The sequence below is a fragment of the Brevundimonas sp. genome, assembly GCF_041688735.1.
GTDB lineage: Bacteria > Pseudomonadota > Alphaproteobacteria > Caulobacterales > Caulobacteraceae > Brevundimonas.
In genome coordinates this window covers 43084-62574 of record NZ_JBDNHO010000104.1, presented here as the reverse complement: position 1 = coordinate 62574, position 19491 = coordinate 43084, and the positions used below count along the sequence as shown (strand labels likewise).

General features: G+C 67.8%; 19 protein-coding genes. 7 read left to right on the top strand and 12 right to left on the bottom strand.

Annotation, left to right across the window (positions count from 1 at the left end):
• The first annotated feature begins 227 nt into the window (after positions 1–227).
• Positions 228–2507, top strand: a complete 2280-nt coding sequence (locus ACESMO_RS11245; RefSeq protein ID WP_372708232.1) for an NADP-dependent malic enzyme — start codon at positions 228–230, stop codon at positions 2505–2507.
• Between the two features lie 20 nt (positions 2508–2527).
• Here ACESMO_RS11245 and ACESMO_RS11240 read toward each other — a convergent pair whose 3' ends face one another.
• The 10 genes from ACESMO_RS11240 to rdgB all read right to left on the bottom strand — a co-directional run bounded on the left by ACESMO_RS11240 (position 2528) and on the right by rdgB (position 13225).
• Positions 2528–4204, bottom strand: a complete 1677-nt coding sequence (locus tag ACESMO_RS11240; protein WP_372708231.1) for an MFS transporter — start codon at positions 4202–4204, stop codon at positions 2528–2530.
• A 46-nt stretch (positions 4205–4250) separates the two neighbouring features.
• Positions 4251–5777: a response regulator gene (locus ACESMO_RS11235; protein ID WP_372708230.1), complete on the bottom strand. Its 1527-nt coding sequence runs from the start codon at positions 5775–5777 to the stop codon at positions 4251–4253.
• A 61-nt stretch (positions 5778–5838) separates the two neighbouring features.
• Positions 5839–7425 (bottom strand): YifB family Mg chelatase-like AAA ATPase, encoded by a 1587-nt coding sequence (locus ACESMO_RS11230; protein ID WP_372708229.1) that lies wholly within the window; start codon positions 7423–7425, stop codon positions 5839–5841.
• A gap of 117 nt (positions 7426–7542) precedes the next feature.
• Positions 7543–8505, bottom strand: coding sequence for a glutathione synthase (gene gshB / locus ACESMO_RS11225; RefSeq protein WP_372708228.1), 963 nt, complete (start codon positions 8503–8505; stop codon positions 7543–7545).
• Positions 8506–8622: 117 nt separating this feature from the next.
• Positions 8623–9438, bottom strand: a complete 816-nt coding sequence (locus ACESMO_RS11220) for a SirB1 family protein (RefSeq protein ID WP_372708227.1) — start codon at positions 9436–9438, stop codon at positions 8623–8625.
• Positions 9435–9875, bottom strand: a complete 441-nt coding sequence (locus ACESMO_RS11215) for a YraN family protein (RefSeq protein ID WP_372708226.1) — start codon at positions 9873–9875, stop codon at positions 9435–9437. Before ACESMO_RS11215 ends, ACESMO_RS11220 begins: the two co-directional genes overlap by 4 nt.
• Positions 9872–10756 (bottom strand): 16S rRNA (cytidine(1402)-2'-O)-methyltransferase, encoded by an 885-nt coding sequence (gene rsmI / locus ACESMO_RS11210; RefSeq protein ID WP_372708225.1) that lies wholly within the window; start codon positions 10754–10756, stop codon positions 9872–9874. Before rsmI ends, ACESMO_RS11215 begins: the two co-directional genes overlap by 4 nt.
• Before the next feature lie 174 nt (positions 10757–10930).
• Positions 10931–11323, bottom strand: a complete 393-nt coding sequence (locus ACESMO_RS11205) for a hypothetical protein (protein WP_372708224.1) — start codon at positions 11321–11323, stop codon at positions 10931–10933.
• A 116-nt stretch (positions 11324–11439) separates the two neighbouring features.
• Positions 11440–12630 carry a radical SAM family heme chaperone HemW gene (hemW, locus tag ACESMO_RS11200; protein ID WP_372708223.1) on the bottom strand — a complete coding sequence of 397 codons (1191 nt, stop codon included), beginning with the start codon at positions 12628–12630 and terminating at the stop codon, positions 11440–11442.
• On the bottom strand, positions 12623–13225 hold the full coding sequence (gene rdgB / locus ACESMO_RS11195) for an RdgB/HAM1 family non-canonical purine NTP pyrophosphatase (RefSeq protein WP_372708222.1): 603 nt from the start codon (positions 13223–13225) through the stop codon (positions 12623–12625). Before rdgB ends, hemW begins: the two co-directional genes overlap by 8 nt.
• Before the next feature lie 453 nt (positions 13226–13678).
• Between rdgB and ACESMO_RS11190 the strand changes: the two genes are divergently transcribed.
• From ACESMO_RS11190 to ACESMO_RS11180, 3 genes are all read left to right on the top strand, one after another.
• Positions 13679–14254: a DUF2975 domain-containing protein gene (locus ACESMO_RS11190; RefSeq protein ID WP_372708221.1), complete on the top strand. Its 576-nt coding sequence runs from the start codon at positions 13679–13681 to the stop codon at positions 14252–14254.
• A gap of 63 nt (positions 14255–14317) precedes the next feature.
• A complete protein-coding gene (locus ACESMO_RS11185; protein ID WP_372708220.1) occupies positions 14318–14578 on the top strand; it encodes a helix-turn-helix domain-containing protein in 261 nt (86 codons plus the stop codon).
• Positions 14575–15120: a Smr/MutS family protein gene (locus ACESMO_RS11180; RefSeq protein ID WP_372708219.1), complete on the top strand. Its 546-nt coding sequence runs from the start codon at positions 14575–14577 to the stop codon at positions 15118–15120. The genes ACESMO_RS11185 and ACESMO_RS11180 overlap by 4 nt, the downstream gene beginning before the upstream one ends.
• Here the strand turns inward: ACESMO_RS11180 and ACESMO_RS11175 are convergent.
• Positions 15117–16154: an adenosine kinase gene (locus tag ACESMO_RS11175; RefSeq protein ID WP_372708218.1), complete on the bottom strand. Its 1038-nt coding sequence runs from the start codon at positions 16152–16154 to the stop codon at positions 15117–15119. The genes ACESMO_RS11180 and ACESMO_RS11175 overlap by 4 nt on opposite strands.
• Positions 16155–16246: 92 nt before the next feature.
• On the opposite strand from ACESMO_RS11175, the gene ACESMO_RS11170 reads away from it, so the two are divergent.
• Positions 16247–17116, top strand: a complete 870-nt coding sequence (locus ACESMO_RS11170; RefSeq protein WP_372708217.1) for a RimK family alpha-L-glutamate ligase — start codon at positions 16247–16249, stop codon at positions 17114–17116.
• A gap of 161 nt (positions 17117–17277) precedes the next feature.
• On the opposite strand, the gene nth is transcribed toward ACESMO_RS11170, so the two are convergent.
• On the bottom strand, positions 17278–17997 hold the full coding sequence (gene nth, locus ACESMO_RS11165) for an endonuclease III (protein ID WP_372708216.1): 720 nt from the start codon (positions 17995–17997) through the stop codon (positions 17278–17280).
• A gap of 77 nt (positions 17998–18074) precedes the next feature.
• Between nth and ACESMO_RS11160 the strand changes: the two genes are divergently transcribed.
• On the top strand, positions 18075–18881 hold the full coding sequence (locus tag ACESMO_RS11160) for a creatininase family protein (protein ID WP_372708215.1): 807 nt from the start codon (positions 18075–18077) through the stop codon (positions 18879–18881).
• Positions 18882–18961: 80 nt separating this feature from the next.
• Positions 18962–19465 carry a polyhydroxyalkanoate granule-associated phasin gene (locus tag ACESMO_RS11155; protein ID WP_372708214.1) on the top strand — a complete coding sequence of 168 codons (504 nt, stop codon included), beginning with the start codon at positions 18962–18964 and terminating at the stop codon, positions 19463–19465.
• The last annotated feature ends 26 nt before the right edge of the window (positions 19466–19491 follow it).

Sequence of the window (19491 nt, the reverse complement as noted above, 5' to 3'; positions counted from 1 at the left end):
CCATCAAGGCTCAGATTTCGCTCCAGCATGATTCTGGACCATTTTTTGGATTCAGGTCGATTCGACCTGAAGCAAAAGTGGTCTAGAGCGAAATCCGTCTTGATGGACGCAGTCCATCAAGGCTCAGATTTCGCTCCAGCATGATTCTGGACCATTTTTTGGATTCAGGTCGATTCGACCTGAAGCAAAAGTGGTCTAGAAACGGGGTCGAACCCCCAGAGACCCCCATGCCCGAGCAGACCGACAAACAGACCTTTTCCGACGCGGACGCGCTGGAGTTCCACCGCTCGCCCACGCCGGGCAAGATCTCCATGGCCCCGACCAAGCCGATGGCGACCCAGCGCGACCTGTCGCTGGCCTATTCGCCGGGCGTGGCCGTCCCGGTGCTGGCCATCGCCGCCGATGTCGACAAGGCCTACGACTATACGGCCAAGGGCAATCTGGTCGCCGTCATCTCCAACGGCACGGCCATCCTCGGCCTCGGCAACCTCGGCCATATGGCGTCCAAGCCGGTGATGGAGGGCAAATGCGTGCTGTTCAAACGCTTCGCCGACGTCGACAGCTTCGACGTCGAGGTCAAGACCACCGACCCGGACGAGTTCGTCACCGTGGTCAAGAACATCGGCGACACCTGGGGCGGGATCAATCTGGAGGACATCAAGTCCCCGGAATGTTTCGTCATCGAGTCAGAACTTCAGGACCTGCTGGACATCCCGGTGTTCCACGACGACCAGCACGGCACCGCCATCATCTCGACCGCCGGCCTGATCAACGCCTGCCACATCACCGGCAAGAGGCTGGAGGACATCAAGGTGGTCCTCGCCGGCGCCGGTGCCGCAGGGCTGAGCTCGATCGGCCTGATGAAGGCGGTCGGCGTCAAGGCCGAGAACACCGTCATCGTCGACCGCGACGGCGTGATCTACAAGGGCCGCGACAACGTCGACCAGTGGAAGGCGGCCCACGCCACCGACACCCCGCACCGCACCCTGGCCGAAGCCATGGTCGGCGCCGACGTGGTCCTGGGTCTGTCGGCCAAGGGTGCGATCACCAAGGCAATGGTGGCCTCCATGGCCCCTAATCCGATCATCTTCGCCATGGCCAATCCGGACCCGGAGATCACGCCGGAGGACGTGCTGTCGGTCCGCTCCGACGCCATCATGGCCACGGGACGCAGCGACTACGTCAACCAGGTCAACAACGTCCTGGGCTTCCCCTACATCTTCCGCGGCGCGCTGGACGTGCGCGCCCGCCGGGTGAACCATGAGATGAAGGTCGCCTGCGCCCAGGCGCTGGCCGCTCTCGCCCGCGAAGACGTGCCCGACGAGGTCGCCATGGCCTATCGCGGACGCAAGCTGCGCTTTGGCCCCGACTACATCATCCCGTCCCCGTTCGACCCGCGACTGATCTGGTACATCCCGCCCTTCGTCGCCCAGGCGGCGATGGACTCGGGCGTGGCGCGCAAGCCGATCGAGGACATGGACGCCTACCGCACCGAGCTGCGCCAGCGCGTCGATCCGTCGGCCGCCCTGATGCAGCGGATCAGCTCGGTTGTGCGCGCCGCGCCCAACAAACGCATCGTCTTCGCCGAGGGCGAGGAGACCGCCGTCATCCGGGCCGCCTGGGGCTTCAAACAGGCCGAGCTGGGCACGCCCATCCTGATCGGCCGCGAGGACCTGATCCGCCAGAACGCTGCCGAGGCCGGGCTGAATTTCGACGATCTGGGCATCGAGATCGTCAACGCCCGCGTCAGCGATCGCAACGCCGAATACACCGACTGGCTCTACGAGAAGCTGCAACGTCGCGGCTATCTGAGGCGCGACGTCCAGCGGATGATCAATCAGGACCGCAACTATTTCGGGGCCACCATGTGCGCCCGCGGCCAGGCCGACGCCATGGTCACCGGCGTCACCCGCAACTTCAACATGGCGCTGAAGGAGGTCCGGCGCGTGCTGGACGTCCGTGAACGGATGATCGGCCTGTCGATCCTGCTGGCCAAGGGCCGCACCCTGTTCGTGGCCGACACCTCGATCCACGAACTGCCCAATGCCGAGGAACTGGCCGAGATCGCCATCCAGGCCGCCGCCACGGTGCGCAAGCTGGGCCGGTCGCCGCGCGTCGCCTTCCTGTCCTACTCCACCTTCGGCAACCCTCCGGGCGACCGGGGCGAAAAGGTCCGCGAGGCCATCCGCATCCTGGACGCCCGGGGCGTCGACTTCGAATATGAAGGCGAGATGCCGCCCGAGCTGGCGCTCGATCCAGAGGCGCGGGCCAACTATCCGTTCATGCGCCTGAGCCGCGACGCCAATGTGCTGGTCATGCCGGCCATCCATTCGGCCTCCATCTCGACGCGTCTGGTCCAGTCGCTGGGGGCCGCCACCGTCATCGGCCCGCTGCTGGTGGGGCTCGAGAAGTCGGTCCAGATCGTGCCTCTGGGGGCCTCGGTCACCGAAATCATGACCGCCGCCACCTTCGCCGCCTATGAAGAGGGCGTGGTGGCGGAGGGCTGACGGGTCAGGCGGCCAAGCGATCAGGAGGTCAGGCCCAGCCTGCGCCGTTCGGCCGTCAGACGGATCCATTCCAGCACGCAGAACACCACCGCGATCATTCCAATCAGGGCGGCGAACTGGAACATTGGCGCGAAGCCCTGGGTGTCCACTATCTCGCCCATCGGTGCCCGGCCCAGGGTGCCGATCAACAGGGCCAGAGAGGTGAAGACCGCGAACTGGACCGCGCCGAACAGCTTGTTGGACAAGGCCGACAGATAGGCCACAAAGGCTGCCCCCGCGAAGCCGCCGGCAACGTTCTCGCCAGTGATGGCCAGCATCAGCCGCGCCAAGGGCTCGCCGACCCCGAACGTCCCGAACAGGGCGTACAGCCCCGTCGCCTGCATGAACGGCCCGATGTTGGGCGCGCCAATGGCTAGGTCCATGAACAGCAGATTGGTCGCCGCGCTCAGCACTGCTCCGATCAACAGGCACGGCATCCGCCCCAGCACCAGCAGCGCCCATCCACCCAGCGCGATGCCCAGAATGGTCATGAAGACACCGAACGTCTTGGACGCCAGCGCCACCTCGGTCAGCGTGTGGCCCAGCGCCCCGCCATCGGCTCCTAGATAGAAGGGAAAGGCGAACGGGCCCCAGACCCCGTCGGTGATCCGGTAGCTCAGGATCAGCCCCAGCACGATCAGCGCGCCCCAGCCCAGCCGGCCCATCAGTTCGACCAGCGGCGCGAGAACGGCGTCGTAAAGCGTGTTCGTGAACGAGGGAGCCTCGCTGGCCACGGTCTGCGCCGTCCCCTTGCCACGCCAGACGATGAAGCCGGCCAGGCCCGCGGGCAGCAGCACGGCTCCGCCTACGATCCACGGACCCCAGGTCTGGATGAACGTCCCCGCGCTGGGCGCCGGCGTCGTCGTCAGGGCGCTGACCATGAAGCGGATCAGCATGAAGGCGGCCCAGCCCCACGTCAGCAGGGTGAGGCCCAGCGCCGCCTTGCGCAGGATCGGCGAGCCGAGCCGTTCACGCGCCACGGCCTCCTTGGGCGCGGGCCGGGGCTCCGGCGCGATCAGGGTCCCTATCAGGCCCAGGCCCATCAACGCCGCGCCGCCGATGAACGTCGCCGGCCAGCCGAAATTGTCCGCCAGGACAAGCGCCCCCGCGCCACCGATCAGGCCGGAGGTGCGGAACCCAAACTGATAGACGGCCGACAGCAGATCCACGGGCACGACATCGTCGGCCACCTCGATCCGCCAGGTGTCGATGACGATGTCCTGCGTCGCCGAGGCGAAGGCCCCCAGCGCCGCCGCCAGCGCCAGCAACCCGATGGCGCCGCCGCCTGGCTGCGACAGCGCGATGATCACGAACGCAGCGGCCACGATGATCTGGCACATGACCATCCAGGCGCGGCGCCGTCCCATCCGCCCGATCCCGGGCGGAGTCAGGCCGACCGTCGGCGACCAGAGGAATTTGAACGCGCCGAACAGGCCGACCCAGGAGAGTATGCCGATGGTGGCCACCGACACTTTTTCCTCGGACAACCAGGCGTTCAGCGTGCCGAACAGCATGGCGAACGGCAGACCGGCAGAAAAGCCGAGCAGCAGCATGGCCAGGGTTCGGCGCTCGCGGAAGGCGGCCTTGAGCACGCCCAGGCCTTTGGGCGCCGTCTCCAGGGCAGCCACTTCGGCGACAGGCGTCGGGCGGTCGGTCATCAGGCGGCGTCTCCGGACGCCCCCCAGTCACGAACTTGGCGTCTTGTCAGACGGCGACCTTGGCGCGGTCGATGCGGTTCGTCCAGCGGGCGAGCGACACGCGCAGCGCCTCGAGCTCGAGCGGCTTGACCAGATGGTCGTTCATGCCGGACTCCAGGCAGGCCTTGCGGTCCTCGACGAACGCGTTGGCGGTCAGGGCGATGATCGGCGTGCCGTCGCCCCGGGCGCGGATGGCGCGGGTCGCGGTGGGACCGTCCATGCCCGGCATCCGCATGTCCATAAAGACCAGATCGTAGCGCGCCCGCTTCATCGCATCGACGGCCTCGTGCCCGCTGGCGGCGGTCTCGACCGTGCAGCCCTCACGCTTCAGCAGGGTCGCTGCCAGCAAGGCGCCGACCGGATTGTCCTCGACCAGCAGGACACGAGTGCCCGAGAAGCGCGCGGTGACGACGCGGTCGTCATCGACCGGTGGCGGCGGCGGCAGGCCAGGCTGCAGAGGGCTCTGCGCGCCGACGGCGGCCAGTACCCGTTCGGCCAGCGAAGCGCGACGCAGCGGCTTGATCAGATAGCCGTGGAAGCCCTGAGACCGGTACCGCGCGATCAGATCGCGCTCTGACGGCTTCAGCAGGACGATGGCGCGGCCAGTGGCGGGACGCGACGCCAACCCCTGTCCGGCCGAGCGGGAAGCGTGATCGATCAGGCACACGGCGGACTGGGGGGCGACCGTCCCGCCCGAAGCCTCGATCTGCGCCACGGTGGCAGAGCGGACGAAAGCGTCGGGACTGACCACCGATACGGCGTGGCCGTCGAGGCAGCGCAGACGCTCGGGCGTCTCACGCGTCGAAGGGAAGGCGGCCTCGAAGCGGAAGCGCGCGCCCGGGCCGTCGGGGCGATCCGCCACGCTGACCTTGCCGCCCATCGCGCCGGCCAGTTTCCTGACGACGGCCAGGCCCAGGCCGGCGCCGCCGAACCGGCTGGCGTCCGAAGCGTCGACGTGGCCGAACTCCTCGAAGATGCGCGCCCGGGCTTCCGGCGGCACGCCTGGACCGGTGTCGTCGACGATGAAGGCCAGGCGCGGGGTCTTGGCCGGGCCGTTGACGCGTTCAATGGAGATGCGGACGCCGCCGGTTTCGGTGAATTTCACCGCGTTGCCGGCCAGGTTGAACAGCACCTGACGCAACCGGCCCTCGTCGGCCAGGATGTCCGGCGCGTCGGCGGCGACCGACCAGGCGATCTCCAGCCCTTTGTCGTGCGCCCTGGGGCTGAGCAGTTCGGCGACGCCGCGCACCATGGTCTCCAGATCGACCGGGGCGGCGTCGAATTCCAGCTTGCCGGCTTCCAGCCGGGCATAGTCGAGCAGGTCGTTGACGAGGCCCAGCAAATGTTCGGCCGAGGATCGGGCGGCCTCGACATAGGCGCGCTGGGCGCCGTCCAGCCGGGTGCGGGACACCAGCCCGAGCATGCCGATCACGCCGTTCAACGGCGTCCGCATCTCATGGCTCATGAGGCGCAGGAATTGATGCTCCGCATTGGCCGCTTCCACCGGTTCGCTGATTTTCACTTGCCGCGCCATCGTCGCCCTCCCCGGACCACGACCATGCCGCGAAATATGTTAACGCCCGCTCAAACCCGAATCAGAAGGCCGGCGCGGGATGGGCGGCTGCGGACTGACGCTCAAAATCGCCTTGGGCCCCGACTGTTGAGCGACGATGGACCAGCGCCTCGGCGATGTGTCGGCGCAGCACGCCGTCGCAACCGTCCAGATCGGCGATGGTGCGTGCCAGCCGCAGCGTGCGTGTCCACCCCCGCGCGGTCAGTCCGCCGGCCTCGCCCGCCCGCATCAGCAGGGCGCGGCCCGCCTCGTCCGGGGTGGCGAACCGGTCCAGCGTCTCGCCGGATGCCCTCGCGTTGACGGCCTGATCCCGCGCGACGTCCGGATCGATACCAGCGGCGCGCAGGCGATCCTCCTGCATCGCCCGCGCGGCAAACACCCGGGCGGCCGCCTCCGCCGTGCCCTCGGCTGGCGGCGGCAGGGCCATGTCGGCGGCGGTGACCGGCGGCGTCTCGACCGTCAGATCAATGCGGTCGAACATCGGGCCGGAGATACGATTCTGATAGTCGCGCTGGCACCGCGGAGCCTTGCCGCACGCCCCCTTGCCACCCCCGCCGAAGCCGCAGCGACACGGGTTCATGGCGGCGATCAGCTGAAACCGAGCCGGGTAACGCACGTGCGCGTTGGCCCGGGCAACCACGATCTCGCCCGTCTCCAGCGGCTGGCGCAGGGAATCGAGGGCCTGGGCGGAGTATTCCGGCAGTTCGTCCAGGAACAGCACGCCGTTGTGGGCCAGCGACGCCTCGCCCGGTTTGGCCCGCAGTCCACCGCCGGTCAGCGCCGCCATGGAAGCCGAATGGTGGGGCGAGCGGAACGGCCGGTCGCGGGTCAGGCCGCCGCGCTCGATCAGACCCGCCACAGACCAGACCATGGACGTCTCCAACAGTTCCTTGGGCGTCAGCGGCGGCAACAGGCCCGGCAAGCGCGCCGCCATCATCGACTTGCCGGATCCCGGCGGTCCTATGAACAACAGGTTGTGCCCGCCCGCCGCTGCGATCTCCAGGGCCCGTTTGGCGCTCTCCTGTCCCTTGACCTCGCGCAGGTCGGGCACGCGAGCACCGGAGCGCATCGCCCCCGGCTCGGGCCGGCGCAGCACCTGGGTGCCCTTGAAATGGTTGACCAGTCCGATCAGCGAGCGTGGGGCAAGCACCGCCACCTCGCCGGCCCAGGCCGCCTCCGGCCCGTTTGCCTCGGGACAGATCAGGCCCAGCCCCATGGCGTCGGCCGCCACAGCGGCGGGCAGGGTCCCACCCACCGGCGCGATCCGGCCGTCCAGCCCCAGCTCGCCAACCGCCGCCCATCCGGCCAGGGCGTCCGCCGGGATCACGCCCATCGACGCCAGCAGGGCCAAGGCGATGGGAAGATCGAAATGGCTGCCCTCCTTGGGCAGGTCGGCCGGGGCGAGGTTGGCGATGATACGCTTGGACGGCATGGCCAGGCCGATGCCGGCGAAGGCGCCCCGCACCCGCTCACGGCTCTCGGCCACCGCCTTGTCGGCTAGGCCGACAATCGTGAAGGACGACTGGTCGCTGGACAGCTGCTGGACCTGAACGTCCACGCGCCGCGCGTCCACCCCTTCGTACGCCACCGTCACCATGCTGGCGAGCATGTATTCCTCCCGCTATGCGAGAAGGAACAAGTCACGAACTGACGCGGTTGGCAAGGCGCGGGTTGAAGGTCGAAGGTCGAAATTCGCGTGGAGGCTGCCGGAGAGGTATAGCGCCGGTCAGGTCCTCGCCCTTCGCCGCTCGCCCCTCTTCTTCTCAATCGCGTCCCACATCAGGGCCGCCGCATCGACGCCGGTGAACACCTTCAACTGCTGGGCGCCGGTCGGCGAGGTGACGTTGATCTCGGTCAGATAGTCGCCGATCACGTCGATGCCGACGAAGATCAGGCCGCGAGCCTTCAGCGTCGGGCCGATGGCGGCGCAGATTTCCCGATCGCGGGCGGTCAGTTCAACCGGTGCCGCCGTGCCGCCGACGCGCAGGTTGGAGCGAACCTGGCCCTTGGCGGGGATGCGATTGATGGCCCCGACCGGTTCGCCGTCGATCAGGATGATGCGCTTGTCGCCCTTCTCCACGGCGGGGATGAATTTCTGGATGACCAGCGGGTCGCGGCTGCCCGTCGCGTGGATTTCGATCAGGGCTTCCAGATTGGGATCGCCGGCCTTCAGCTTGACCACGCCCGAGCCCGCCGCGCCGTGCAGGGGCTTGAGCACCACGTCGCCGTGCCGCGCGTGAAAATCAACTAATGCGACCGGATCGGATGAAATCAGCGTCGGCGGCGTCAGGCCGGGAAAGCGGGTGACCAGCAGCTTCTCCGGCGCGTTGCGAACTTCCCTCGGGTCGTTCACGACCAGTGTCGCGGGATGGACGGTCTCCAGCAGATAGGTAGCGGTGACATAGGCCATGTCGAACGGCGGGTCCTGACGCATCAGGATGACGTCGACGTCGCGGCCGAGGTCCAGCTTGGTCTCCTCGCCAAAGGTGACATGGTCGCCGACGATCTCGCGCAGGACCACCGGCCGGGCGCGGCAGAACAGTTGGCCGTCCTCCAGCGCCAGCGTGCGGACGTCATAAACCCACATCGGATAGCCCCGGTTCTGCGCCTCCATGGCCTGCAGGAAGGTCGTGTCGGACTCGATGTTGACGGCCTCGATAGGATCCATCTGGATCGCGACCTTGAGCATCCGGCTTGTCCTTGCTGATCGCACGTGAACAGGGCGACGGCTTGGCTAATGGGCAGGCTGGGCGGCCGACGCAACCCTGGTCCGGACTCAAGCCCCCCCGAAGGGCGTCGGGCCAACTCAATTAAGCTGAAGGCGCACGCGGTCGACGCTGATGCGCCGGTGGGCCTCGAACGGATCGTCCGGCGAGCGAGCCCGCGACAGCGCGTCCAATGCGCCGGCCAGCGCGCCCTGCTTCTCGCGCGCCGAGGCGACGTCCAGCCACGGGCGATGGTCGTCGGGGTCCAGCAGGGCGCGGCGCAGGGCCGAACGCTCCGCGCTCTCGTAATCCCCGCTCCGGATGGCACGGCTGAACAGCACATTCTGAAGGCGGATCAGGGCTTGACGATCGCTGACCGGCGCCATCAGCACGTCCAACCGGTCGGCGACGTGCGGGGTCAGTCCGGCCCTCAGCGCCCGCCGCGTCAGCTCGGACGGCATCACCACCCGGCCCTGACTGAAGGGGTCCAGCGCAACCGGGCCGCCGGGCGTCTCGACCCGCAAGAGGAAATGGCCGGGAAAGTCGACGCCCTGCGCCTTGATCCCCGCCCGTCGGGCGGCGTCAAGATAGAAGACGGCCAGCGAAGCCGAAAGGCCCCGCCGCCGCTCGGCCACATCGATCACGTCGGTGTTGGCCGCGCTGTCATAGGTCAGCAGGTCGCCGTTCAGCCGCAGGTCGGCGGCCATGGTCTCGGCCAGGGCGTCGTCGGGACTCTCTCCAGAACCGCGTTCCGCCAGACGTTCGGCGGCGTTGCGCGCCAGGGTACGGACCGGCTCGGGATCGCGGAAGGGATAGTCGTGGATGGCGCAGGCGATGGCGGCTTCCAGCAGGGGGAAGTCGTCGTCCTCGGCCTGTCCGGCCTCAAAGAGCAATTTTTCGGCGTCGTCGCGCGTCACGGGCGGCCCATCCCCAATGGCTCCACGCCGCGACGATGGCGCGGAAACCGGCCGGGAGCCAGCGCCACCACGTCGATCCGCAACAGATGTCCGGCCAAGCTGGGTCTTTGACGCAACACCGCCCGGCCGGCCGTCAGCAGGCGACGGTGCTGGTCTTGGCTCAGCGCCGCGAGTGCCTGTTCCAGCGTGGCGCGGCGCTTGACCTCGACGACGGCCAGCGTGCGGCCGCGACGGGCGAGAATGTCGATCTCTCCCGCCTTGCTCTTCAAACGAAAGCCCAGGATCTGATAGCCGCGCGCCATCAGCAGCAGTGCGGCCAGCCATTCCGAGGCATGCCCCGCCTTGTGCGCCCTGGCTCCCAGGGCGACGCGCCAGCCGCGCTTGGTCCGGACGACCTTGGGGGCCTTGAGGCGGGTCGCGGGCCGGTCGGCGCTCACCGGCCTTGAATCTCCAAGGCCCGCTTGTAGAGCGGCTTGCGTGGCAGGTTAAGCGCCTTGGACACCTCGGCTGCGGCCTCGCCGGGCGGCAGACGGCTCAGGGCCTCGGTCAGGGCCGCGTCGGCGTCGGCTTCGGACGCCTCTTCCCCGGCGACGGGACCGATGACGATGACGATCTCGCCCTTGGGCGACCGGCAGCGCGGGTCGACGGCCAGCTGGTCCAGCGGGCCGCGCACACACTCCTCGAACAGCTTGGTCAGCTCGCGGGCCACGGCGGCCGGACGCGGTCCGAGGACGGCTGCCATGTCGGCCAGGCTGTCGGCCAGACGGGGTCCGCTTTCGAAGAAGACCAGCGTCTGGCGGCTGGTGCGGACACTCTCAAGCACCGCCCGTCGCGCGCCGGACTTCGGCGGGAGGAAACCCGCGAACAGCACCCGATCGGCGGGCAGGCCGGCGATGCACAGGGCGGCCAGCAGGCTGGACGGACCGGGGATCGGATGCACCGGCAGCCCCGCCTCAATCACAGCCCGGGCGACGACGAAGCCGGGATCGCTGACCAGCGGCGTGCCAGCGTCGGACACCAGCGCCACCACCGCTCCGTCGCGCAGCCGTTCGATGGCCAGTTCGGCGGCGCGGGCGGAGGCGTGGTCGTCGCACCGCTCCAGCTTCGCCGTCAGCCCATAGGCCGACAGCAGCTTGGCGGTCACCCGCGTGTCCTCGGCCAGCACCAGATCGGCGGCGGCCAGCACGTCGAGCGCCCGCAGGGTCATGTCGCGCAAGTTCCCGATCGGCGTGGCCACCAGATACAGCCCCGACGCCACGCGGCGCGGCGGCGGGGCGGTCGGCGGGAAGGGCGAGGGATCATTGACGGACTCTGGCATCGGCGGGATCGTGCCAGCGAGGGCACCGCGGCTCAAGAGCCGTCGAGAGCGGGCGGTGCCTTAGGTCGGTTTCGACCCTCAGTGGACTTTGTCAAATAGCCCCGCGAAATCATGGACAGAGGTTGGAATAAATTTCGATCAGGCGATCTTTGGCTGCCCGATCCAACCAGAGCTTCAGGAGCGCGGGAGACTTTCTTCAGGTTGGATTCCGACCTCGATGACGTCCCATCCCGCGTCAGCCACTCGCAAACTGGCTTGCCCATCTTCCGCCAGCGTCATGGCTGGGCGACCGACAACTATCCACTCACCGGCCTCTGGCCGCGAGATGATCGTCTCTAGCTGCATCTGATTGTTGGACAGCGGACTCAAGGTAACGTCAATGCGATAGCGTCCATCAATCTGCATTCTCGCTGATCCACCCGTAGCGATTGTCAGGGAGGGCGCATCAACCACTTTACCATCATCGGTCATGGCAAAAGCGACGGAATACCTGCCAGCGGTGGTGGTCTGAGCCGCCGCTGGGGAAGCCAATGCCGTCGCGACGACAAGGAGTGCAATCACACGCATCGTATTCTCCGGCCAGCAGCAACCCGTAACATGCTTCGACGACTGTTGCACTGCGGGCAGCCTGCGCTGGCGGCTCCCCAACCTTGGCGGAACTCCGGACCGGACTGCGAATGGCCTCATATCAGTAAGGCCCTCAGCACCCCGTCCAGCACGGGTCGGCCGGTACGGGTGGCGATGACCCGGCCGGCGCGGATCTCCAGGAAGCCGTCGGCGGTCAGACCGGCGAGCGGCTCCGCGTCTGGCGCTCGGCCGAGAACCTCCAAATTCGCCAGCGCGACGCCCTCCACTGTGCGCAAACCCAGCAGCACCCGCTCTTCGGCAGCATCGCGGGAGGACTGTGTGTCACGCTCGCTCCACGACGCCCCCAAATGGACGCCAGAGACATAGTCCCCGATCCCCCGGTGCGCGACCGTCGCCGTGCGGGCCCCGCCCAGCGTCAGCCGCCCGTGGGCGCCCGGGCCGACGCCGAGATAGTCCCCGCCGCGCCAGACGTGGAGATTGTGGGCCGAGCGAGCCGCGACGCCGCTGGCGTGGTTGGAGACCTCATAGGCCTCGAAGCCCGCACGTCCGAGCACGGCCTGCGTCGTCTCGTACAGGGCGGCTGACAGGTCCTCGTCGGGAGGGGTCCAGACCCCACGGGCCACCGCCCGGCCGAAGGCGGTCGTCGGCTCTATAGTCAGCTGATAGGGCGAAACGTGCTCAAAGCCGAGGTCCAGCGCCTCGGTGAGTTCGGCGCGCCAGCCATCAACGGTCTGGCCCGGCCGGGCGTAGATCAGGTCGATCGACAGCCGGTCGAAAGCGCGGCCCGCGACGGCCACGGCACGGCGGGCCTCATCCGCCGAATGGTTGCGGCCCAGGAAGGCCAGCGCAGCGTCGTCCAACGCCTGCACCCCCATGGACAGGCGGTTGACCCCGGCGTCGGCGAGGGCGGCGAACCGGTCTGCCTCGGCGTCGGTCGGATTGGCCTCCAGCGTGATCTCTATCGGCCCGTTCAGCGGGAAAAGTGCCCTGGCCCGCGAGATGACGCGGCCGACGGCGTCCGGGTCCATCAGCGACGGTGTACCACCACCGAAGAAGATCGAGGCCAGACGGCGCGGGCCGGTCAGAGAGCCTTGCGCCTCCATGTCGGCGAGAATGGCTTTGACCAGAGCCGCCTGCTCTTCCAACCGGCCCACATCCTTGTCGGACTTGGCGCGCACGACGTTAAAGTCGCAGTAGGGGCAGATGCGGGCGCAGTAAGGCCAGTGGACGTAAAGGGCGACGTCATTCCCGGGGTCGGGCCCGGGGTCGGGAAAGGACTCAGTCAATCAGCGCCGCCTTCAGCTTGGCGAACGCCAAGGCGCGGTGGCTGAGGGCGTCCTTAAGAACCGGATCCATCTCGCCGAAGGTCCGGGTGTGGCCGTTCGGGATGAAGATGGGATCATAGCCGAAGCCGCTGTCGCCGCGCGGCGGGAAGGTCAGGGTTCCGTCGACCCGCCCCTCGACCACCACCGCCGGACCGTCGGGCCATGCCACGGCGAGGGCCGAGGTGAACCACGCCCGACGGTCGTCCGCGCCGATTTCCCCCAGACGATCCTCAACCTTCTTCATGGCCAAGGCGAAATCCTTGTCCGGTCCGGCCCAGCGCGCGGAAAAAATGCCCGGCGCGCCGTCGAGCGCCGAGACCGACATGCCCGAGTCGTCGGCCAACGAAACCTCGCCCGACCGTTCCGCCGCATAACGCGCCTTGAGCAGGGCATTGCCGGTGAAAGTCGCCTCGGTTTCCTCGGGTTCAGGCAAATTCAGGCTGCCGGCCGTGACCACCACGTAATCTCCCTTCAGCAAAGTCGCGATCTCGCGCGCTTTGCCCGGATTGTGAGTCGCTGCGACCAGCCGCATCCCCTTGATAAGTTTAAGCTTCATCCCGATCACGCGCCCGTAACAATGCATTGCCAAAGTTTAATATCGTTAAACGATATGTAACGTGATTTTCCGCTTCGCACGGCCTATCTATGTTTTCAAGAACGGAGGCCGCGACGTTCCCCGATGCTAGCCAAAACGGCAAGATCGATGCAGCGGCACAACCAACAGGGGGTGAAAACATCCCCGCTCAGGATTAACGGAGAACGACTATGCACACCATGAAGGTTTCCAACTTCATCGAAAAGATCGGCCACGGAATTTTTAACGCCTTTCTGTTGGCCTCGCTGCCGACCGCCCTGGTCGCCATAATCGTACAAGCCCTCTGAGCCATCCCCGGTTCAACGGAGCTTTGACGATCCGCATGACACACGCGATGAATAAGACCGCGCGTGGGTTCGCCGGACCCCGCGCGGCGATCGCGCCCTTCCCGGCCTGACGAAAAGAGGCCGACCCATGCGAATCCCGAAGACGCCTTTGATCGGGATCCGCGTGCCGGCCCTGCGGGCGATGGGCCCGGGGTCGATGTCCAGCATACTGAACGTGGCGCTCGGCGTGGCCTATTGGCTGACCATCGCCCTGATGATCGTGATGGCCGCGGCCTTCGTGATCACACTCTTCCTGCCCATGGGCCCAACCGGCCTGATCTTCAGCGATGAATCGGGCGGCACCGAGATTCCTGTCTCCCGCGCCTACATCCTGTTCGGCTTCGGTGCCTTCGTCGGCTATTTCGGCGGCTTCGCCCTGATCCTCCGCCAGCTGCGCCGCATCATTCTCTCCCTGCACATCGGCGACCCCTTCCAGCCCGCCAACGTCAGTCGTCTGAAGCAGATCGGCCTGACCCTGGCCACGGTCACCGGCGGCGCCTGGATCGGCCAGACCCTGGTGGCGCGGCTGGCGCGCGGCGAGATGGACGCTCCCGGCCTGTTCGATCTGGTCACCCCCGCTTTTTCCGTTCTGGTCGTCTTCGTGCTCGCCGAAGTGTTCCGCGAAGGCGCGCGCCTGCGCCGCGAATCCGAACTGACCATTTGACATGGCCGCGCGCTCAAAAGGCTCCGCTCTTTTCGACCCGACGCGCGGCGGGTAGGAGGGCCCATGGCTATCCGCGTCCAGCTTGATCGCATCCTTCTCGAACGGCGCATGTCGTTGACCGAGCTGGCCGACCGCGTGGGCGTGACCCTGGCCAATCTCTCGATCCTGAAGACTGGCAAGGCGCGCGCCATCCGCTTCTCCACGCTCGACTCCCTGTGCCGCGAGCTGAACTGCCAACCGGGCGACCTGCTGGTCCACGAGCCCGGTCCGCAGGACGCGGGATCCGATGAGGACGTCGACGGAAACGCGCCCGGCACGACATGAGTCGTCGTGACGACCTGAGCCCCGAGGATCGCCGCATCTGGGCGCGGGTCGCCGGATCAGTCACGCCCGCCAGACCGAAGAAGGCCACCCTCATCATTCCGGGCGCCGCCGTGGTCGATCCGCCTGCTGCGCCCCGTCTGAAAGGCGCGGTCAAGGCGCGCGCGGTTCCGCCCGCCTATGCGCCGGTCGTGTCCGGCGCGACTCGTCCGCGCGGCCTGCCCGAGGAACTGGAACCCCGCCGCCAGCGCCGCCTGTCGCGCGAACGTGATCCGATCGAGGCCAGGATCGACCTGCACGGCTTCGGCCGCTTCCAGGCCCAGGACGCCCTGACCGCCTTCCTGCTCGGCGCACAGACGCGCGGCTACCGCTCGGTGCTGGTCATCACCGGCCAAGGCCGCCGGGGCGGGACCGGCGTCATCCGTGCCTCAGTACACGAATGGCTGCAAGGTCCGGCCCTGCGCGGCGTCGTCTCCGGCTTCGCCCCCGCCGCCCGCCACCACGGCGGCGACGGGGCGCTGTATGTGACGATCAGGCGATCCTAGCCGACGTCGCTGTGTCTGGAACGCAGCTTCAGGCCGTTCTGTTTCGCCAACGCCTCAAGAGAGGTCATCGGGCGGGGTCCCCAGTGGGCGATGACTTCGGAGGCCGCCAGCGAACCCAGCTTGCCGGCGTCCTCCAGCGACAGGCCGCGCGCGAGGCCCAGCAGGAAGCCGGCGGCGTACTGGTCGCCGGCGCCGGTGGTGTCGACCACCTTGTCCACCGGGAAGGCGGCGACGGAGACGCGCTCGTCGCCCGACAGGACCACCGAACCGGCGGCTCCGCGCGTGACGGCGGCGATCTCGACCATGGCGGCGAGGCGGGCGGAAGCGGCGTCGAAATCATCCGTCTCGAAGAGGGCCGCCAACTCGGTCTCATTGGCCAGGACAATGTCGGCCGAGGCCTCGATGAAGGCCAGCAGCTCCGCGCGCCAGCGATGCACCACGAAGGCGTCGGACAGGGTGATGGCGACCTTGCGTCCAGCCGCGTGAGCGGCGGCGGCGGCGGCCTCGAAGGCGGCGCGGGCCGGGGCCGGGTCGAACAGATAGCCTTCCAGATAGACGATGGCGCTGGACCCGATCAGCGCGGCGTCGACGTCGTCGGCCGACAACTGGTTGGCGGCGCCCAGAAAGGTGCACATGGTGCGCTGGCCGTCAGGCGTGACGTTGATCATGCAGACGCCGGTGGCCTGGCCGGACGTCGCGCCGTTCTTCAGCGGCGGCGTCTCGAAATGCACCCTGGCGGCGCGGATGTCGTGGGTGAAGACGACGCCCAGCTGGTCATCGGCGACCTTGCCGATATAGGCCGCGCGCCCGCCGAACGCGCCCACGCCCGCCACCGTATTACCGGCCGAGCCGCCCGAGGCCTCCACGCCCGCCGCCATGGCATCATACAGGGCGGCGCTCTGGTTCGCGTCCACCAGCTGCATCGATCCGGCGGTCAGGCCTTGCGCCTCAAGGAAGGCCGGGTCGCACGGGGCGAGGACGTCGACGATGGCGTTGCCGACGGCGCAGACGTCGTAGAGAGGGTTCTGGATCATGGGCCGCCCTTAGCGGACGACCGGCCCGGCGTCACCCGAAAACCCATAAGGAATGCCTTATGCAATCGTCGCCCGTTCGCTATGAGGCGCGCATGACCGAGATCGCCGTCCTGACCCCCGCCCCTTCCGACCCCTCCTACGCCGGCCAGTGGCCGGGCGTGCTGGAACGGCTGTCCGAAGCCCTTGCGACGAGCGGCCTGACCGCCGTCCCGACGCCATGGACCGACCACGTCGGCGATGCCGCCGGTCTGATGCGGTTTCCGCTGGTCCTGCCGCTGATCGCTTGGGGCTATCACCGCGATCACGACCGCTGGATGCAGGCCTGTGAAACCTGGGCGGCGGCCGGGTTGCGGATGCTGAACCCGCCATCCGTGCTGGCGTGGAATTCGGACAAATCCTATCTGGGCCTGCTGGCCGAACAGGGCGTGGCCATCCCCGACACCGTCTGGATCGACAGCCCGACGCAAGACCATGCGGACGCAGCCTTCGACCGCTTCGGCACCGACCGGATCGTGGTCAAGCCGCGCGTCTCGGGCGGGGCTTACCGGACGCTGCGACTGGCGCGGGGCGAGGCCATGCAGGGCGCGCCCGAGGGCCCGGCGATGATCCAACCCTATCTGCCGACCATCGAGAGCGAGGGGGAGACCTCCCTGCTGTTCTTCGGCGGCAAGCTAAGCCACGTCGTCAACAAGCGACCGGTCCCGGGCGAGTTCCGGGTCCAGGTCCAGTACGGCGGCGGCTATGCAGCGCTGGCCGAGCCGCCCGCCGGCGCGCTGGCGCTGGCGGAGCAGACACTGGCGGCCATCGGCGAGGACCTGCTCTATGCCCGCATCGACATGGCCCCCGACGCCCACGGCGGCTGGCTGTTGATGGAGGCCGAACTTATCGAGCCGGACTTCTACCTAAGCTCCGCGCCAGAGGGCGGGAAGCGGTTCGCGAAAGCGGTGCGGGCTCGGCTCTGACCTCCCTCTCCGTTTGGGAGAGGGCTTGAGCACACGACGGGCAGCCGGCGTTCTTGCGCGAAAGGGATGAGGGTCTACGGCCGGAGGCGGCTTCGCCGCTGCAACCAACCGACCCTCATCCGGCGCTGAGCGCCACCTTCTCACAACGGGAGAAGGACGAGTTACGCCGCCTCCCCCGCCGCCATCAGCCCCGCCCGCGACGGGCAGACGTCGCTGATCACACATCCCCCGCATTTCGGCTTCCGCGCCGTGCAGGTGTAGCGACCATGCAGGATCAGCCAGTGGTGCGCCTTGGGCAGCCAGTGCTCGGGCACGACGCGGAACAACTGGGCCTCGACCTTGTCGGGGGTGCCGGCATTGGCCAGCCCCAGCCGGTGCGAGACGCGGAACACATGGGTGTCGACCGCGATGGCGGCCTCGATGCCCAGTTCATTCAGCACCACGCTGGCGGTCTTGCGGCCGACGCCGGGCAGGGCCTGAAGATCGGCGCGGTTCAGCGGCACGGCGCCGCCATGCCGCTCCAGCACGATCCGGCTCAGGGCGATGACGTTGCGCGCCTTGCCCCGGAACAGGCCGATCGAGGCGATGAAGGGGATCAGGCCCTCTTCCCCCAAGGCCAGCATTTTCGCCGGCGTATCGGCGACGGCGAACAGCTTGGCGGTGGCCTTGTTGACCGAGACGTCCGTGGCCTGGGCCGACAGGGCCACCGCGACCACCAGAGTGTAGGGGCTGGAGAAGGTCAGCTCGGTCTTGGGATCGGGCATGACGGCGGCCAGCCGCTCGAAGATCGCCTCGACCCGATCCTCATCCGGCGGCCAGCGGAGGGCGGGCGGCGGGCGCTTTGGCCCAGCCTTTCGTTTCAGTGTGACGGGTTTGATCATGATCACGCCAGTGGAACGTTGGCGAACCAGCGTCAATCGGCGTATTCGGCCCTTTGTCGTGTCTCGGGAGACCATCCATGCTGATCCACATGTCGTCCTGGCCCGAGATCGACGCGCGGCTGAAGGCCACGAAGACCGTCGTCGTGCCTATCGGCTCGAACGAGCAACACGGGCCGACCGGCCTGCTGGGCACCGACTGGATGTGCCCTGAAATCATCGCCCACGCCGCCGAAAAGACGGACGACGGCCTGATCGTCGCCCCAACCTTCAACATCGGCATGGCCCAGCATCATCTGGCCTTCGCCGGCACCATTTCCCTGCGCCCCTCGACCTTTATGGCGGCGATCACCGACTGGGTGTCGTCGCTAAGCCGCCATGGCTTCGAGCGGATCTATTTCCTCAACGGCCACGGCGGAAACGTCGCCACCATAGAGGCGACCTTCGCCGAAATTTACGCCGAATGGTCGTACGGCCATGCGTCGCTCAAGCAGGCTGGCGCCTCGCGCGAGCCGTTGGCGAACCCCTATGCGCAGCCACCGTTCGTGCTGAAACTTCGCAACTGGTGGGACCTGCCGGGCGTCATGGGCCTGTGCAATACGATGTTCCCGACCGGCCACGGAATGCATGCGACGCCGTCCGAGATCGCCGTAACCCAGGCGGCCTGGCCGGATCGGATCAAGACCGCCGACTATTCGCCCCGGATCGCGCCGGTCGGACCGATCCGCGACGCCCTGGACTATCGCGCCCGCTTCCCGGACGGCCGGATCGGCTCGGACCCGGGTCAGGCCAGCCCCGAGAAAGGCCAGACCATCATCGACGCCGCCGCGCCTGCCCTGCTCAAGGATGTGGCCAACTTCTCCGCCGAGGTCTTGCCTGCGTGGTGATTTCGCTCCGCCCTGATTCTGGACCGTTTTCTGGATTCGGGTCGTTTCGACCTGAATCGAAAATGGTCTAAGCTCGGCGCATGACCAAGCTCGACAAAGCCATCAAGACCGGCCGCCGCCTGACCCGCGACGGCGTCCACGCGGCCGAAACCGCTCTGTCGGGGGGAGAAATGCTGCAGGCTGCGGGCGACGTTATCAACGCCCGGCTGGAAATCATGGCCGCCGGCATGACCGATCCGCGCAAGGTCGATCTCAAGGAAATGTCGCTGATGAGCACCGAAAAGGTCGAGGCCCTGTCGGCCTCGGCCTCGGCCATGGGCAAGACCTTCGGCGACATCGGCGGTCGACTGGGTACCAGTGTCATGACCGAAGCCAGTCTGGCGAGCCGCGCCGCCACGGCCATCGCCTCTTCCGCGACCCCGGCCGGCGCGATGCAGGCCCAGTACAGCTATGCCGTCGGCTGGTGGGGCCGCGCCGCGGCCCAGATGCTGACCCTCAACAGCGAACTGCTCAAGGGCCAGGCCGAGGCGCTGCGCCCGATCCACAAGACCGCCGTCGCCAATGCGAAGCGTCTGAAGAAGTAGCGGGGCTTCCTCCCCATTTATGAGAG